The sequence below is a fragment of the Pedobacter sp. WC2501 genome, assembly GCF_052682415.1.
In genome coordinates this window covers 613,404-631,983 of sequence record NZ_JBQZFI010000001.1, presented here as the reverse complement: position 1 = coordinate 631,983, position 18,580 = coordinate 613,404, and the positions used below count along the sequence as shown (strand labels likewise).

The window sequence follows — 18,580 nt, the reverse complement described above, 5'->3', positions numbered from 1 at the left end:
TTTTGATTATTTCAAAATATTAGTTAAATTAATGGATAAACTACCTAATAGGCCTTTTCAGAACCAATTTGTACTGACTTTATTGTTTCTTTTTCTTCTTAATTTTTTTGGAATTACGGAGATAGGAGGAACTGTGTTTCTGGGGGTTATAACATGTTTATTGTTATTTAAATCCAGTTTTAAAGGTGTGTTTACCATCTATGTTTTATTAATAGTAATCGGAATTTTTGCAAGTGCTATATCATCACAAGTTTATAGATCACAAAATATTACAGAAAGCTTACGTTCCTCAGCGCCATTGCTCTGTATAGTAATCTATTTTTTCTTTCAAAAAATAGATTTATCTTCTGCAAAAATTGAAAAATTGCTTTATGGTTTGATTGTAATTTTTATTGTGTGTTATCTCATTCAACTAGTTGTATATCCAAAGATTATTTTCGTGGCAGCAAGGGTTGTTGATAATCAAGCTGCAGGGCGAAGAATAGCTCTATTAGGCCAGGGATTGGCCTCACTTGGGACTTTATATGGAGTTAATAAGTACCTACTTAATAAAAAGGCTACTTATCTGATTATTGCTGTAGTATGTTTATATATTAATTTTAATAATGGATATCGTACAATGGTGTTTGTTTCTATATTATTTTCTGGTATTCTGCTAATTCGGATATATGGCTTTAGCTTAAAATTGATGGTCTATGCGGTGTTATTTGTTATTTTCGGCGGTATTTTGGCATTAACTCCACCGGTTAATGCAATTTTAGAAAATATGCAAAAGAGAAACTCAGACCAAAATTTTGGTAATGCTGATTATATACGAACTATTAATTTAGTCTATCATGAAACAGAATATTTTAGCTCCAATGTTGAACGATTTTTCGGTAGTGGTATGCCTTTTAAGGGCTCCCAGTATTCTCAGTCAGTTGAAGAATTAGAGGTATTAGGTTATTGGTACCAAGATTGGGGGCTTATTGGATTAAGCTGGTTAGTTGGCATTTTTACAGTATTGTGCATGGTATTCATGAGTATTAAGGCTGTATTACTGAAGGTTAATTCAAATTATTATTACGCTGGAATGTGGATGGTTTCATTGATCGCGTCGTCCATTACTACACATGAATTTTACTCTACAGGTAACTTTTTGATATTTCCACTACTGTTTGCTCTGATAGAAAAAGAAAATATTAAAGCAATAAAAAGATGAGCCATCATGCTTACTTAATAATGGCTCATGAGAACTCATTAGTATTAAGAACCTTAATTAGTCTGTTAGATGATGAGCGTAACGATATTTTTATTCACATTGATACTAAAACTGATTTAAATTTTGAAGATACAATATTTAGTTGCGTCCAAAAATCAAGATTATATTTTACATCCAAACGAGTGGATGTGATTTGGGCAAATATTTCTCAGGTTGAAGCTGAATATATACTATTTGATGATGCCTATAAAAAAGGAAAATATGAATATTTTCATCTGCTATCAGGAGCGGATTTGCCTTTAAAATCGCAAGATGAAATTCATCGTTTTTTTAAAAATAATGAAGGCAAAGAGTTCATCGGATTTGCAAAAAAAGCCATAGCTTCAAGGATAAAATATATTCATTTATTTGCCAAAAGCTATCGAAATCCGAATAAAATTATAGACTATACTAGGCGATTATTTATTCTTTTCCAAACGTATTTGCGTTATAACCATTTTTCTGCACATAAAAATTTGGAAATTAAGAATGGCACCAATTGGGTTAGTGTAACAAGAGATTTTGTAGGCTATTTGTTAGAAAATGAAAACCTAATTTTGTCAAAAATGAAATATAGCAAGTCACCAGATGAGTATTATAAACAAACATTAGCCTATAATTCTAAATTTCGTGAACATGTCTTTTCTATTGACGACGAATTTAAAAGCTGTATGCGCTTAATAGATTGGGGACGAGGGAAGCCCTATGAATGGCAATTGGAGGACTTAGATGAAATCATGGGATCAGGTAAACTGTTTGTCAGAAAAATAAATAAAGAGAATGCTGAGTTGGTAAGATGTATAGAGGAATCCATTTTAAAGCATAATGGTTAAGGTATCGATCATAATCCCAGTTTACAATGCGAAAAAGACACTCGATCGGTGTTTAAAGAGTGTTTTGGCGCAAAACTATCATAATTTTGAAGTAATTCTGGTCAACGATGGAAGTAAAGATGGGTCAAAAGATATATGTGATCATTTTTCAATGTCTGATAGACGATTTCACTCTATCCATATTTCGAATGGAGGAGTGAGTAATGCAAGGAACGTCGGTCTGACAAGTAGTATAGCTGAATATGTGACTTTCGTTGATGCTGATGATGAAATTACGTCCAATTATCTTGACCTTCTCTTAAAGAAGGACGATGTTGATTTTGCTCTTTGCGGTTACAGATCCATTTATATGGATGGACAAGATGTTTTAGAAACTATTCATCTGGATGCTGGCAATCAATTTAAAGCTACAGTCAATGAGGTAATAAATCATCGTCTTATCAGGACTGCTTGGGGAAAGCTTTTTAAAAGAAGCTTAATTGTTGAAAATGGACTTAAGTTTGACACCTCAATAAAATTGGCTGAAGACACGCTGTTCGTTCTTGAGTTCATTACAAATGTTAATTCTATCTACATAAGTGAAGAGATAGGTTATTTGTACTACAGGCCTCCTGTAACGGTTAATAGGCATAATAGTAGCCCTGAAGAACTTTTGGATATATACAATAAGTTCTTGAAAATTGAGAGTGTACTTATTAAACTCCATTTTAGTATCACCGATTTAAAACTAGCAAACCTTCAGACCATATACTTTTACTACTTTAATCTAATTTACTCGTCGGGAAGATTTAGCACTTCCGAAAGAAAGAACTACTTTCGAAGGATGGTGGATGTGGAAGGACATAACCAATTGTTTTTTTTGAATAATAGAATAAATAGCATTTTAGTCAAGCCCCTTATGAAATTTAATAATTTCTTTGCGATTGACTATTTTTTAAGACTATATTTTTATTTACTTAGGATAAAAACTGGAGCAAATTAGACAATTATGAATGAGATGATTAAAGATAGAAATGATTTGAATAACTGGCTTACACTAGATATGGAGCATTATAAACCTAGTTTTTCTGATAGAATATTGGTTCGTCAAAATGCTCTGATTGCACGCTACCTAATTCATTTAAGAAAAGCCGAATACTATGCTAATCATACAATTGGATCAAAAATAAAAAGAATTTTGAAAGCTTACCATACGTACCAAATGAGGAGGCTCTCTTATAAGTTGGGTTTTCAAATTGGATTAAATACATGTGGTCCGGGATTAATTTTTTATCATTTTGGGCATATAATTATAAATAATAAAGCTAAAATTGGTGAGGGGGCGTGTATATACCCAGGCGTAGTTGTGGGCCAGGACGAGCAAGGCGGCACTCCTAAAATAGGTAAGAACTGTTTTTTGGGTCTGGGAAGCAAGGTATTTGGTCCTATAACAATAGGAGACAATGTAACTATCTTAGCAAATTCAGTCGTATTATCTGATGTGCCAGATAATTGGATAGTTGGTGGAATCCCGGCAAAATTAATAAAGGAAAGAGAACTACCTTTGAATTTTAAAAACAAGAATCTGATTTAATTGATGAAAATTCTACAACTTATACATTCGCTTAATCCAGGTGGTGCAGAGCGCTTAGTAGTCGATTTAAGTAATGAACTTTCTGCTAATGATGCAAATCATGTTACTGTCATCTCACTTAAAAATCGGAGTGAAAGAAACGAAGACTTTTATGAGCATGAGTTGTCAAATCGCGTACGCTTGATAAAAATGAATTATGGGGATGGAGCAAAATTTTCTTATTTACTGAAACTTAGTCAGAAAATAAATGAACTAAAACCTGATGTTGTTCATGTTCACTGTCAAATTCATTATATTTTTCTTGCTTTTATTTTAAATCGGAAATGCCGTTTTGTTTATACATTGCACAATCGGGCTGATATTCTGCTTAATGGCGTAAGGAAAACAATAGCGCAATTGTTTTCAAAATCAAATAGGTTAAAGATTGTGACCATTTCAGACTCCAATCGTACTTCGCTTCATGAATTTTCAGGTATCACAAATGATGTCCTGATATATAATGGAAGAGCTGTACCTGTAAAGACACCACAATATGAGGAGACTAAAATTGAGATAGATACTTTGAAAGCAAATGCGGATGACCTAATACTTTTGGTAATCGCTAAATGTTCGAAGCAGAAAAACCTTAAGCTATTAATTGATTCTATTAATGCTTTGACTGCCAGAGATTATCATCTCAAATTATTGGTCATTGGTGATAATTATCAAAGTACTGATATGGGACGAGAGTTGATCGCTTTAGCAGGACCATCAGTTCATTTTCTTGGGACAAAGAATAATGTAGCAGATTACTTTAATCTTTGTGATGCATTTTGCTTATCCTCGATTTTTGAGGGAATGCCAATAACCTTATTAGAAGCATTTGCATGTGGCTGTACACCGATAAGTACTCCAGTAAGTGGTTCTGTTGATATTATTAATGATGGCATAACAGGCTTTATCTCACCAGATTTTGCACTGGATAGCTACGTTAAGACAATAGAAAGATACATCCAATTTAAAGATCAAGTCAATAAAGGGAAATTAAAGGATGTATTTAATAAAAATTATTCTATCGAGAAATGTGCTTTAGAATATCATTCTTTGTTTAATAAGATTATTTAGACCCTTAACTTAATTTTTGAAATAACTATGATCAAAAATAGAAAAGATTATCAATACTATTTAAAACAGGATGCTATTGCTCTTGGAGTTGCTGATTGGGGGGCTAAAAGGAAGATTCTAGACTTTTTTGTTCCACATTATACCTACAAATTCCAGAGGAAGCTTCGGAAGCTAGAGTATTATAAAAATTGTAAACAAGGCTTCTTAAATAAGTGTATTTATTTTTATATGAGGTATAAATTTCGTGAGTATAGTTTGAAGCTAGGTTTGTCTATACCTGAAAACGTTTTTGGCCCTGGTTTAGCAATTGTTCATACAGGTACAATTGTAGTGAATCCAAATGCGAGGGTCGGCATGAATTGTAGAATACAAGCTTGTACAAACATTGGTGCTTCTGGGGGGCAACCTGAGGCGCCTGTTATAGGAGACAATGTATATATAGGTCCCGGGGCAAAAATATATGGGAATATTACCATCGCAAGCAATTGTGCTATTGCAGCTAATGCAGCTGTTGGTAAATCATTTTACAATGAGAATATGATGATTGGAGGTATCCCAGCTAAGGAAATTAAGCAGGTGAAAATTTCAGATATTATAAAACATATTAACTAGGCGTGATAGTATAACACCTAACATAGGTATTTGGTCATTTAGGTGCATCAACAAAGTAATATAAGAAAAAATCGATGAAAGTATGAAAAGCATAGTAATTGTTGTTAAAAATCTTACTAGTGGTGGTGCTGAAAAGCAATCTGTGCTTCTTGCCAAGGCCCTGGCGGGAGATTATATTGTGCATTATGTAATTTTAAATGATAAATATCAGGAGCCTAAATATTTAAAGCTTCTTTCTGAAAGTCCACAGATCAGGGTAGTTGCCTTTAATGGCAGTCTGTATTCACGATTCACCAAGTTTTGCAAATACCTGAAGATACACAAGATCGATTTTGTTTTTAGCTATTTAACCGCAGCGAATTTTTACGCCGTAGCCGCTTCCCGTTTAACTGGTGTAAAACGAGTTTATACGGGAATTAGGAATGCATATCTACCACCTAAAAAATTGATCGTCGATAGATTCTTATGCAATCATTTGGCAAGTAAAGCCATCTTGAATTGCTATTCAGGAGAGAAATATTTTAGGGAAAAAGACTTTTTGGTGGATAAAATGATTGTAATTCCCAATTGTTTTGAAAACATAAGACCTGCTAATAATAATAAAAATAAGAATGAACGTCTGACAATTATAAGTGTAGGGAGATTTGTTGAGCAAAAGGATTATTTTACTGCATTAAGCGCTATAGATATTGTGCGTAAAAAGTACCCGGATATCTTATATCAGATTGTCGGTTATGGCGAGATGGAAAAAGAAATCAGGGCAAAAGTAGTAGAATTGAACCTAAGTAATAATGTAGAGATTTACATTGATCCGAAGAATATTGCTGAATTACTCGAAGTCGCCGATATTTATCTGTCGACTTCAGTATTCGAAGGTACAAGTAACTCGATTATGGAGGCAATGAATGCGGACCTGCCTATAGTTGCCACAAATGTCGGAGACAATTATCAATTAATTTTAGATAAAAAAAGTGGGTTTTTAGTCAGTGTTGGCAACTTTGATGAAATTTCTGATAGGTTAGTTTATTTATTAGAAAGTGGCGCTGAAAGAAATGTGATGGGCGCCAAAAGTAAAGAACATCTGATAGAAAATTATTCTATAGACAAATTCCGAATTAGATATAAAGGCTTAATCGATAGCTGATATAAAATGCTCATCTAAATTATTTATAATGAATAAAAAAAGATTTCTTGAACTTGACATTGTAAAAGCTGTATGTATTGTATTAGTGGTTATTGGCCATTATCTTCCAGCTAATTCTCCAGATTGGTATGTGATGATGAATAAAATTATTTACTCATTTCATATGCCAGCATTTATGTTTATAAGCGGGTATGTATATATTTCTACTTTCAAACCAGTAAATTACGTTGAGTTTATTGGTAAAAAGTTTAAAAGGTTAATGATTCCTTACTTCACTGTTTCATCTCTAGTGATTATACTCAAGCTTTTGTCGCCGGGAAATTTATCTTTAGATAGTCCGGTAGGGGTTGATGCATTTTATAGACAAATATACGAGCCCATGACTGCCGGCGCTTTTTTATGGTTTATCTATGTATTATTTATGATTTTTTTAATTGTGCCTTTTTTTGATAATACTTACAAAAGGTTATTTCTTTTAGCAATCTCATTGATCTTGTTTTTCATTCCGGTGCACTTTACAGATTACTTAAGCCTAGACAAATTTAAGGGAATCTTCTTGTTTTTTGTTGTAGGAATGGTTTCAAGTATGTATGGAGATTATATTAAAAGGTATTTTTCTGTTAAGTTACTTATAATGGCATTTGGTGCGTTTGGCGTCTTATTTTTTATGAAATTTAGGTATCCGCTCGCAAATGTTTTCCTGTCCAAAACGCAATATTTGGCCATTGCCCTTCTCGGTATTTATATATTGATGACTATTTCTACGATGCTATCTAAGAAGGAGGGCTCGCTGTCAAGCTTACTTTTTAAATTGTCAATTAGCTCATACACCATATATTTGTTTCATACTACTTTTCAAGGCTTTGCGAAAGCATTATTTAATAGAATGCCAATAGGCAGATACGTTGGAAATGAATTAACGTTTATAATAATAGCGTGTTTAGTAATTGCGGTTGGAATCATTGGACCTTATATCTTAGAAAAGGTAGTTTCAAGATTTCGTGTCTTTAGCTTCCTTTTGGGAATAAATTATAAAAGAAAATGAAGAAAATCATTGTTTGTGGGACGCGTGGCATACCGCATATTTTAGGTGGCGTTGAAACACATTGTGAGGAATTATACCCTGTTTTGGTGAATAATTTTGGCTTAGATGTGACCGTAATTGGCAGAAGTGGTTATATAACTGAATCGGCAAAAGACAATTTTAAAGGAGTTAAACTCAAAACAATTTATGCCCCAAAAAGCAAAGCTTTTGAGGCAATAGTCCATTCATTCCTTGCTGTGTTATGGGCTGCCATAAAGCGACCAGACGTCCTCCATATTCATGCAGTAGGGCCTAATCTGGTCGCCCCATTTGCTCGTTTACTTGGCTTAAATGTTGTGATGACCCACCATGGGCCTGATTACGAAAGGAAAAAATGGGGGCGTTTAGCTAAAGCTTTTCTAAAAGTTGGAGAATGGGCAGGAGTTAAATTTGCGAATGAAGTTATTGTTATTTCAGAAGAAATACGGAAAGGAATAGAACATAAATATAGCCGTTATGATTCAAAACTAATTCCTAATGGGGTATCAATTATCGGTAAGCCTATAGTTAAACCAGAATACCTTCAGAAATATGGTCTCGATGGGCAGCCTTATCTTTTTACACTGGGGCGTTTTGTACCAGAGAAAGGGTTTGATTATTTAATTAGGTCATACGAAAAATCGGGGTTATCTTTAAAATATAAATTGGTGATAGCGGGAGATGCAGACCATGAGAGTGAATATTCTCGCTCACTGAAAGAACAGGCCGAATTAGCTGGTATTATTATGCCAGGATTTATTAAGGGTGATGCTCTGGCACAATTGTTCTCTAATTGTTCTTTATTTATTTTACCGTCTTTTTATGAGGGACTTCCTATTGCACTTTTAGAAGGAATGGCGTATGGACTTCCTATTTTGGCCTCCGACATTCCGGCAAATATGCAGGTGGAGTTACCAGCAGACCGCTACTTTCCGGTTGGAAACGAAGATGCACTTTGTGAAAAGCTGCAAAACTGGCATGAAGTTGGATGTGAGCCTACCAGCTACAATATGGATAAATATAAATGGGAAGATATTGCAGCAAAAACAGTTGAGGTTTATAAGCAGGTTTAAACAATTTTTTCTATGAAATCGTTCCTATTTCTTCTTTTGTTCTTGTCCTTTTTTAGTTCAAGCTTTGCACAAAGTGCTGGTATTGATGCTCGTAATTTCTACGGAATAGCATGGAGGGGGACAGCACATGAAAACCTTGTGTATGCCAAACAGATGGGGTATGATTATGTTTTTTATCAGCCTGGTATGGAGAAAGACCCATTGTCAAGTGGATTCCGATTTTATATTGAATCTCCAGATTACACTATTTATAAACGAGCTATTAATACAACTAAAAGCTACAATAAAAGTCAGGTTAATTTCTATGAGAAGTTTTGTAGATTGATACCAAATGGTAAGAGTTTCCCTTTGAATATGGCAACGGGGTGGCAATTTAGTCCAGACGAATTTTCTGTTGAATTAGACTTTCAGAAAAAATCAGTAGTAAAGTGGGCTATTGATTCGATTATGCAAAAGATTGCTATTATTCAAGAGAGGAATCCATTATTCTATTTCGGCGGTTTTGCCTGGGACGTACCGCAGCTTAGCGGTGACTTTTGGGCGATATCGCCCAAAACTTCTAAACGTGAGCAGGTAACATCTGTATATTGGGACGACCTATCTACAGCTAATAAAACTTCCTTCAACAAAAATAATGAGTACTTTAGCTACGAAGAGGGGCGTTATATTTTTTATAAAAATCTATTCGCAAGGGCAAGAGCAAAGTATAAAAATGTAGATGTTATTATGGAACCATCGAAGATTTATACCGATTGGATTTCGAAAATAGAGAAATTTAAAGATCCACGATCTGTAATGCCTACTATCCTTTGTCAGGAGAGCAAAGGAACTGATTTTTTAAATGATTCCAGTATTTATAAAAATGGACTCATTGGAAAAAGTTATGTGATGTGTACCAGCCCATCCTATTATACTTTTACCGAGAGTAAATCTATTGCATGTCAGGCTGCAAAAGTTGGAGCAGGCTTTGGCTGGTTTGGTAGAATGGGGGGTAGCGGTTCGGCGCCAAATTATCAGTCGATCGGTGAAGTTCCTCCGGAACTAAAGCTTATCAGATTGTTAACTAACTGGGAAAACTTGAACAAAACAGCAATTTCAGATCGTAATTGGGACGGATCCAATTATACGAGTACGCATGCAGTTGTTAATGAAGATCTTATTGCCCTTATTCAACCGTCTACGAATAAAATTTTCATAGTGTTTTTAACATCAAAAGGCATTTATACTATGCCAAAAGGCAGTATATTCTTAAAGGCCTTCTCAACAACGAAGTTGTTTGTAGAAGACAAAGATATAACAAGCGAGGTTTTGAGGTCGGGCAATACAATTAGAGTGGCAGCAAGCCAAATTGGCAAAGGACTAATTTTGAGTTTTACAAAGTCCTAACATATTGCTTTCAGTTTGGAAGTTCTTTCATTAAAAATAGCGAATTATCTTACAATTAGATAAATAATTATTCTGAATTGGTTTATTATTTGAGCATGATGGAGTTGCATACCATAACAACAAGTATTTCATTTAGCTGTTCTGTGAAAAAACCATGTCTATTGGGACTTAGCAAACTTTTTCAATCAGTGCAATGAGGAGATTACTGATATTAGACAGATACGAAAACCAATGATTCCGGAATTATCGAATATGATTGTTTCCGAGTACAACTTTTAAAATAAAGCTAATGATAAAATATAAATTCTTTCTTGCCTCCCTTGGAGTAGCTATTATGTTAATGTCTAGTAGCATAAAACCAAAACCTGTGAAGGTTTATCTCATAGGCGATTCTACTGTTGCAGATTATTCCCTAGACGACGCTTACATGCAAAAGAGATATCCAATGACGGGCTGGGGGCAGGTTTTTCAACAATTCTTAAAAAAGGATAACCTAAAAAAATTAAATAAACTTATAAAAAGTGATAGTGCGCTTGTTATTGATAAAGCCAAAGGCGGTAGAAGCACCAGGACTTTTTTCGAAGAAGGCTGGTGGAAAGATGTAATGTCTACTTTGGAAAAGGATGATTTGGTACTGATTCAATTTGGTCATAATGATGAAGCAAAAGGTAGACCTGATCGTTATGTGGCTATTCCCCAATATAAAGACTTTTTAAGAATTTACGTTAAAGAAGCAAGAACTAAAGGCGCTTTGCCGGTCCTTGTTACCCCAGTTGCAATGGATTTCCCATGGAAAGATGGAAAACTTGGGAACGCCCACGGCGAATATCCACAGGCGATGAAAGATGTGGCTAAAGAATTAAATGTGCCCATAATAGACCTAACTTCACTTTCTGCAGCATTTTTCATGACAAAAGGGAGCGATTTTGTTACCAAAAATTACTTTATGAATTTAGATTCGGGGAAATATGAAGCTTATCCAAAAGGGCTAAAAGACCATACTCATTTTCAGCCGGATGGCGCTAAGGAAGTAGCACGATTAGTTTATGACGGATTGAAAGAAATTAATAAACGCAATAATTTTAACCTGGAATAGCAATAGTTTAGCAGAGCTTATTTTTGTGATATTAATTTTTAGAAAAACATTATTTTAGCTATTCAGCTGCATTTTTTCTTTAATTATTTCTTCGTAAGCTAATACCACACCTTTACTCGTTGTCGAAAGGAGTTATAATTTGGTCAGCGGAGATCTTTAAGCTGGTTCTTTTGTGCTATCCAGAAGGTCTTTGTTTATTTTTTTTCATTTACGAGGCGGCAACTCCTGTATCTATGCCGATTGGATAAGCACACCTAACATTTTATACCATGGGATTAATGGCTTGCCATTTGCATGTTCCTGTGAAAGAATATAGCGTAGCCAATATCTTTTGCTAATAAAAGATTCAATGCTTTCCCCTTGTTAATATATCCATTTTTATTTCGATTCTCTAAAATGTTGACTTTTGTAATGCAATTTACACTGCCATAATAGAAAAATTTATAAAATTATCACGGCTTTTCTATATAATTGTATGCTGAATAATAACAATTTTAAGAATGAAGAAAATAAAAACCATTTGTTGCATTGGTGCAGGATATGTTGGTGGGCCTACTATGGCCGTGGTAGCAAAACAGTGCCCTGATATTAAAGTTACAATTGTAGACTTGAATGAAGCGCGAATTGCTGCCTGGAATGATCCTGATGTTAATAATATCCCTGTTTACGAGCCGGGTTTAGGTGATGTTGTTGCCGAAGCCAGGGGCAGAAACCTATTTTTTTCGACAGATGTAGATCAAGCCATTGCTGAGGCCGAGATGATTTTTATCTCCGTAAACACACCAACTAAAACGTATGGTTCTGGTAAGGGAATGGGCGCTGATTTAAAATGGATAGAGCTTTGTGCAAGACAAATCGCGAGGGTATCCACTTCTGACAAAATCATTGTAGAAAAATCAACTTTGCCAGTTCGTACAGCAGAAGCTGTACGTGATATTCTTCATAACACAGGGAGTGGCGTAAAATTTCAGGTCTTATCTAATCCGGAATTTCTGGCTGAAGGTACTGCAGTAGAAGACTTATTGTCTCCTGATCGTGTACTGATCGGAGGGGACGACTCCGAAGAAGGCCAGGATGCCATTGCTGCCCTTGTGGATGTTTATGCTAACTGGATTCCCAGGGAACGGATTCTTACTACAAATGTTTGGTCATCCGAGCTTTCTAAGCTGGTAGCGAATGCATTCTTGGCGCAAAGAATATCCTCTATTAACGCCATATCTGAACTATGTGAAAAAACGGAAGCCAATATCAATGAAGTATCCCGGGCTATTGGTACAGATAGTCGCATAGGACCGAAGTTTTTAAAGGCATCAGTAGGTTTTGGGGGATCATGCTTTCAAAAAGATATCCTAAATCTGGTTTATATCTCCAGGTCTTTTGGTTTGCAGGAAGTAGCCGATTATTGGGAACAGGTGATCATTATGAACAACCACCAAAGAAAACGTTTTGCCCTAAATATAGTGAAGAGCCTGTACAATACAGTTTCTGGTAAAAAAATTACTTTCCTGGGTTGGGCATTTAAAAAAGATACCAACGATACACGGGAATCTGCCGCTATCTACGTAGCCGATGAGTTGTTGAACGAACAAGCATATATTCAGGTTTACGATCCTAAAGTACAAAGAGATCAGATCTATCATGATCTGCAATATTTAGAAACCAGATCTGTCGAATCAAATACAAGCGGAGTAACTGTGTTTGAGGATCCTTATGAGGCCTGTGATGGGGCACATGCAATAGCCGTTTTAACAGAGTGGGATGAATTTAAGGACTATGATTGGCACCGGATCTATTCTAAAATGCTCAAACCGGCAAAAATTTTCGACGGTAGAAATGTTTTAGACCACAAATCGCTTAAAGAAATTGGTTTTCAGGTAAATGGAATTGGCGTATAACATCAATTTAATAACAGTTAATGAACCATTAGCTAAATTTTGCGCGTAATTTCGGTTTGCAAATATTTTTCATTACAAATATCAATTACTTTTTACTTCTAATAGCACTTAGTCCCAAAACATTTGTTTAAATTTGATTTTGTCTAATCTCATTATCTAAGCATGAACTCCCCAACGAGATACTTATATCTGCTGAAGTATATTTTGCCGGTTACGGACTTAATTATGCTTAATGTAGTGTATTTTTCGGCCTATTATATCACACCTCTTTTAGGTAAAACCGTGCACAATGAAATTGATAGACACCATGTGGTGGTTTGCAATTTGATTTGGCTCTTCGGATCTGCAATCTTTGGGCTTTACTCCTCTTATGGAGCTAGAAAAATTGAGCGCATCTATAGGGGTACATATCGTACGCTAGCCTTTCACTTTGTTTTATACCTATCCTATTTATTGTTTTCTGCAGAATATGAATTTTCAAGAACTTTTTTGATTATTTTTTATATTATACTGGTTGGTGCATTTATCCTGAATAGATTCGTCGGAACATTTATTCAGTACGTTGTGATCAACAAATTCAATGCAGCAAAAAAAGTGGCTGTAATGGGGTCAAATGAAACGGCTACAAGGTTGTCGGGCTATATTCATAAGCAAAGAAGTTTAGACTTCTTTGGATTTGTTGGTGATGATGATGATATCTATGATTCGATGGATGGTAATGACAGGATCTCAGATAAAATAAAAAAAGCTGTCGAGTCTGGTGTGAAAGAAATCTATGTAGCGATAGCACCACATAGGATGAATGACGTGAGCAGATTGGTATCAGTTGCAGATCAGCAGTGTGTTAGGTTGAAATTTGTTCCTGATATTGGTGGAGCATTGGCCGCCCCTTATACGATATCGTATATGGGGGGGGAATTTCCGATGATCACCTTGCGGAATGAACCATTAGAGATCATGGGTAATCGATTTAAGAAACGTGCTTTTGATGTGATTTTTAGTGCCTTTGTTATTGTATTTGTAATGAGCTGGCTCTATCCGATAATTGCCATATTGATTAAACTCCAAAGTCCCGGACCTGTACTGTTCAAGCAGCTCCGAAGTGGAAGGAATGATGAGCCCTTTTGGTGTTGGAAGTTTAGGAGCATGAAAATCAATAAGGATAGTGATCATAAACAGGCTACTAAGGATGACGATCGAATTACTAAAATTGGGCACTTCCTTCGTAAAACAAGTCTGGATGAAATGCCACAGTTTTTTAATGTCTTTGTTGGGTCAATGAGTGTTGTCGGCCCACGTCCGCATATGCTGAAACATACCGAAGAATATAAGAAGATTATCAGTCAGTTTATGGTTCGCCACTTTTTAAAACCAGGAATAACTGGCTGGGCGCAGGTTAATGGGTTTAGGGGCGAAACAAAGGAGGATAATGCCATGGAGAACAGGGTAAAATTCGATATCTTTTATCTGGAAAACTGGACTGCTATGCTTGATGTGAAAATTATTTTTATGACGGTAATTAATGCCTTAAGAGGAGAAGATAACGCCTATTGATCAGTTGAGCCTTTAAATTGGTTAAATGGCTGATTGTTAATTTAAATTTCCCTGTTAGTTATTGTTTTACAGATTGGACTTCTGAAAATCCAATACAGGATTTCTTAGAGTCTGTTTAAAATTAAATAAAATTTATTTCGTATGTCTGTCTGATGAGGGATGATTTATTTTATAAAAATCAATATGAATGGACAGATGGATAAAGAAGGTGGATGGTCTCGAAGTATCATTTCTCCATTTCGCTGCGCTTCTTCCGATAGCTAGCTATCGGATCGAAATGACGGCGATTTTTTAAATCTGTCATTGATAGCGCACTCGAAGACTATTTTGGCGCATTAAAAAAAGCAATCCATTATACTAAGCGTGACAGCAAAAGGCTATTTGATTTAATATTTAAAAAATTAAACAGGCTCCTAGTATTATTTAATTAATGGGTTTTAGATAAAAAATTTACCTGGGTCAAATTTTACAAACTGTTTGATATACTATATTACTGAGTAGGTAATCGACTTAGATTACCTAATAAATTTGAACAGTTTCAATTTTAGGAACTGATTCTATAAAATTTTCGCTTGCATCTATAGCACATGAAATGTTTAAGCGGAATGAAAGGCAGTATTTTTTTTAAAATGAAGTTTCTTGGGATTCGATTTAATTCATTTTGACATTTCGGACATTTATGCTCTTGTTTGACTACTTCAGATGTTGCCATGATAATAAGGATAGCTTGTTGTTTGGTGAAAATCTGTAAAGATTCAGATATTGCACAAAGATAAGGAAATTAAGTACTTCTTTTTAGGTATAGAGAGGGATGATTGTTATTGTTTTTCATGATTTTAATCATTATAAATGACTTAAGTCAAGTATTTTAGAATTTTGCTCTTGTGTTATTCGTTAATATTAAATTAATGTTAATAATTTGTTATTTTTTAGAAATAATAGATGTGACTTGTGTCACTTTTTTGGCATTATCTGATCTTTTTTGAGTTAAAAAATGTATTTTAGCGCTTATATTTTAAAAAAAAAGTTTAAATGACTAATCTCAAACCATCATTAGTAATTTTGGCAGCCGGCATGGCTAGCAGGTACGGCGGAAGTAAACAAACAGAATCATTCGGCCCATCCGGCGAAACCATCATGGAGTATTCAATTTTTGATGCCATTAAAGCCGGATTCGATAAAGTGATCTTTATTATCAGAGAAGAATTTGCCGAATCTTTCAAAGCTGCAATAGAACCAAAACTTCTGGGTAAGGTTAAGCTCGAATATGTTTATCAAAGCCTGGATAAATTCAGGAACGGCCGGGCTTTACCTGCAGACCGTGTTAAGCCTTATGGAACACAGCATGCCTTATTGTGTTGCAAGGATGTGCTTGATGCACCCTTTGCGGTAATTAACGCGGATGATTTCTATGGACTGGATGCTTTCGAAAAAGCTTATGGGTTTTTAACGGAGTCAGTTGAAGACGGAAAGTATGCCTGCCTGGGTTACCAGTTGAAAAATACGCTGAGTGAGCATGGTGCGGTGACTCGTGGGGAAATCAGGGTAGATCAAGCGGATTTTGTTGTAGGGATTACCGAAAGAAAAGAAATTTTCAAACGTGATGGTAAGGCATTCAGGGTTAATGAGGGAGATGAGGTAGAGATGGATTTACTAACACCAGTAAGTATGAATTTTTTCTGTTTTACACCATCATTCGTAGCGTGGAGCGAAGATGAATTTTATAAGTTCCTGGACCAGCATGATGGAGATCTGAAAGCGGAATTTTTGATTCCCGAGGTTGTAGATAAGCTGATCAATGAGGGTAAAGGAGTTGTTAGTCTTGTTAAAACCGATGCCAGGTGGTTTGGCGTGACTTTTAAAGAAGATGCTGAGATTGTGCGGTCTGAACTTGATCAGTTAACTGCCGGCGGTGATTATCCAAAAAACCTGTGGTCGTAAGTGGCTTGATTTAGCAATTCTTTAAAATATTTCATCGCTTGGCGTGTAGGCAAATACTTTGGCAATAGAATGGCAGGATTATTGCGGATGGTGTTTGTCTTTGAAATACACACTTAGCCTATAAAAAATTGTTTACACAAATTAATATTGTCCCAAGGTGGGTTATTTTTACCCTCGATCTGATTTGTTGTTCATTGGCGATGGTTTTCGCCTACATGTTAAAGTTTAATTTAAACCTAACATCAGTGGATATACCCCGATTGTCAAGCAATCTGCTGCTGTTAATGTTTATCAATTCGATAGTATTCTTATTAACCAAAAGCTATTCTGGTATAATCAGATATACCAGTGCTCAGGACTCAGTTAGGATATTATGCTCGGTCATGATCTCCACCGGTGTTTATTTCATCTTTAACCTGTTCGCTATAAGTTTTCTAACCAAGCCACTTATACCAAACACGATATTGATCATTGGAGGATTATTCAGTTTTCTTTTTTTAATTACCTACCGGATTTTCATTAAGTATATTTTTATGTACATTAAAAATCTGAAACTGGACAAAAAAAAGGTCATCATTTATGGTGCGGGAGAAGCGGGTATGGCTACCAAAAGAACTTTTGATCATGACGAGAAAGTGAATAAATACATTGTTGCCTTTGTAGATGACGACCAGCGTAAGATCGGTAAGGCAATTGATGGTGTCAATATTCTGGATGCCCGAAATCTGGCGCATTTAATTGTCAAACACGAGATAGATGAAATTATTTTTGCGTCCTACAGTATTCCTACTGAAAAAAGAGATGCTATTGTTGACTTGTGTTTAGAACATGATATCAAGGTGTTAAACATTCCACCGGCAGACGCATGGACCAACGGAAAATTACAGCATGCGCAGATTCAAAAATTGAATATCGAAGATCTGTTGAACAGAAAAACGATAAGTATCGATATTGAAGGGATCGGAAAGATGCTGCACAAAAAAAGAATACTGATTACCGGCGCTGCAGGTTCTATTGGGAGTGAAATTGTGAGGCAGTTATCCAAGTTTGATGTTGGTCTGATCATCTTATGCGATCAGTCAGAAACGGCATTACATGATCTTTATCTGGAACTTGATGAAGGCGACCGTACTAAAAATTATCAATCTTTTGTTGGCGACGTTCGAGATGAACAGCGTATGGACAAACTCTTTAACATGTATCGTCCGGATTACGTTTATCATGCCGCTGCATACAAACATGTTCCTTTAATGGAGGAGAATCCTGCCGAAGCGATTAAGGCAAATGTATTGGGTACAAAAACGGTTGCGGATAAAGCAGTTAAATATGGCGTTCAGAAATTTGTGATGATTTCGACCGATAAAGCGGTAAACCCAACCAACATCATGGGTGCATCTAAAAGAATTGCAGAGATTTATGTTCAGTCGCTCAACAATTCGCTTGGCCAACGTGATTTTTTATTCAGTAATGGATTGAGTTACATTAACCGACTGGAAAAAAGGCCAGTCACCAAGTTTATTACCAGCAGATTCGGCAATGTGCTGGGATCGAATGGCTCGGTTATTCCGCGTTTCAGACAGCAGATCGAAAAAGGTCTTGTCACCGTTACGCATCCTGATATTACCAGGTACTTTATGACAATTCCTGAAGCCTGCAGGTTGGTACTTGAAGCAGGATGTATGGGCAACGGGGGGGAAATATTTGTTTTCGATATGGGCAAATCTGTCAGGATTTTAGACCTTGCGAAAAAGATGATCAAGTTAGCCGGTCTTGAACCCAATGTAGATGTTAAAATAGAATTTTCAGGTCTTCGTCCGGGAGAAAAACTTTATGAAGAACTGTTAAATGATAATGAGAATACAATGCCTACCCATCATGAGAAAATTATGATAGGTAAAGTGAGGGAATATGTATTTGATGAGGTTGCAAGTAACATCGCCGAGCTGATCAGATCTGCTAAGCAGGATGATGACATGCAGGTGGTGATGAATATGAAAAAAATGGTTCCGGAATTTAAGAGTATGAACTCGATATTTGAAGAGCTTGACCATTTGGTTAATTAATAA

General features: G+C 35.6%; 15 protein-coding genes. All 15 read left to right on the top strand.

What is annotated here, in order from left to right:
- Positions 1–31: 31 nt before the first annotated feature.
- Positions 32–1,201 (top strand): hypothetical protein, encoded by a 1,170-nt coding sequence (locus ACUN24_RS02735; protein ID WP_445561135.1) that lies wholly within the window; start codon positions 32–34, stop codon positions 1,199–1,201.
- Positions 1,198–2,073 carry a beta-1,6-N-acetylglucosaminyltransferase gene (locus ACUN24_RS02730; protein ID WP_445561134.1) on the top strand — a complete coding sequence of 292 codons (876 nt, stop codon included), beginning with the start codon at positions 1,198–1,200 and terminating at the stop codon, positions 2,071–2,073. The genes ACUN24_RS02735 and ACUN24_RS02730 overlap by 4 nt, the downstream gene beginning before the upstream one ends.
- The gene (locus ACUN24_RS02725) at positions 2,066–3,055 is read left to right on the top strand and encodes a glycosyltransferase (RefSeq protein WP_445561133.1); all 990 of its coding nucleotides are present in this window, start codon (positions 2,066–2,068) and stop codon (positions 3,053–3,055) included. Before ACUN24_RS02730 ends, ACUN24_RS02725 begins: the two co-directional genes overlap by 8 nt.
- Positions 3,056–3,061: 6 nt before the next feature.
- Positions 3,062–3,646 carry a serine O-acetyltransferase gene (locus tag ACUN24_RS02720; RefSeq protein ID WP_445561132.1) on the top strand — a complete coding sequence of 195 codons (585 nt, stop codon included), beginning with the start codon at positions 3,062–3,064 and terminating at the stop codon, positions 3,644–3,646.
- A 3-nt stretch (positions 3,647–3,649) separates the two neighbouring features.
- The gene (locus ACUN24_RS02715; protein WP_445561131.1) at positions 3,650–4,750 is read left to right on the top strand and encodes a glycosyltransferase; all 1,101 of its coding nucleotides are present in this window, start codon (positions 3,650–3,652) and stop codon (positions 4,748–4,750) included.
- Between the two features lie 27 nt (positions 4,751–4,777).
- Positions 4,778–5,362: a serine O-acetyltransferase gene (locus tag ACUN24_RS02710; RefSeq protein WP_445561130.1), complete on the top strand. Its 585-nt coding sequence runs from the start codon at positions 4,778–4,780 to the stop codon at positions 5,360–5,362.
- An 82-nt stretch (positions 5,363–5,444) separates the two neighbouring features.
- Positions 5,445–6,506, top strand: coding sequence for a glycosyltransferase (locus tag ACUN24_RS02705; protein ID WP_445561129.1), 1,062 nt, complete (start codon positions 5,445–5,447; stop codon positions 6,504–6,506).
- Positions 6,507–6,534: 28 nt separating this feature from the next.
- Positions 6,535–7,551 carry an acyltransferase family protein gene (locus ACUN24_RS02700; protein ID WP_445561128.1) on the top strand — a complete coding sequence of 339 codons (1,017 nt, stop codon included), beginning with the start codon at positions 6,535–6,537 and terminating at the stop codon, positions 7,549–7,551.
- Positions 7,548–8,642 (top strand): glycosyltransferase family 4 protein, encoded by a 1,095-nt coding sequence (locus tag ACUN24_RS02695; RefSeq protein ID WP_445561127.1) that lies wholly within the window; start codon positions 7,548–7,550, stop codon positions 8,640–8,642. The genes ACUN24_RS02700 and ACUN24_RS02695 overlap by 4 nt, the downstream gene beginning before the upstream one ends.
- A gap of 12 nt (positions 8,643–8,654) precedes the next feature.
- Positions 8,655–10,028, top strand: a complete 1,374-nt coding sequence (locus ACUN24_RS02690) for a hypothetical protein (protein WP_445561126.1) — start codon at positions 8,655–8,657, stop codon at positions 10,026–10,028.
- 289 nt (positions 10,029–10,317) lie between these two features.
- Positions 10,318–11,124, top strand: coding sequence for a rhamnogalacturonan acetylesterase (locus ACUN24_RS02685; RefSeq protein ID WP_445561125.1), 807 nt, complete (start codon positions 10,318–10,320; stop codon positions 11,122–11,124).
- Positions 11,125–11,624: 500 nt separating this feature from the next.
- Positions 11,625–13,019, top strand: coding sequence for a UDP-glucose 6-dehydrogenase (locus tag ACUN24_RS02680; RefSeq protein ID WP_445561124.1), 1,395 nt, complete (start codon positions 11,625–11,627; stop codon positions 13,017–13,019).
- 162 nt (positions 13,020–13,181) lie between these two features.
- Positions 13,182–14,573, top strand: a complete 1,392-nt coding sequence (locus ACUN24_RS02675) for an undecaprenyl-phosphate glucose phosphotransferase (protein WP_445561123.1) — start codon at positions 13,182–13,184, stop codon at positions 14,571–14,573.
- A 1,032-nt stretch (positions 14,574–15,605) separates the two neighbouring features.
- Positions 15,606–16,514: a nucleotidyltransferase family protein gene (locus ACUN24_RS02670; protein WP_445561122.1), complete on the top strand. Its 909-nt coding sequence runs from the start codon at positions 15,606–15,608 to the stop codon at positions 16,512–16,514.
- A gap of 128 nt (positions 16,515–16,642) precedes the next feature.
- Complete coding sequence (locus ACUN24_RS02665; RefSeq protein ID WP_445561121.1) at positions 16,643–18,577, top strand: polysaccharide biosynthesis protein; 1,935 nt, start codon at positions 16,643–16,645, stop codon at positions 18,575–18,577.
- The last annotated feature ends 3 nt before the right edge of the window (positions 18,578–18,580 follow it).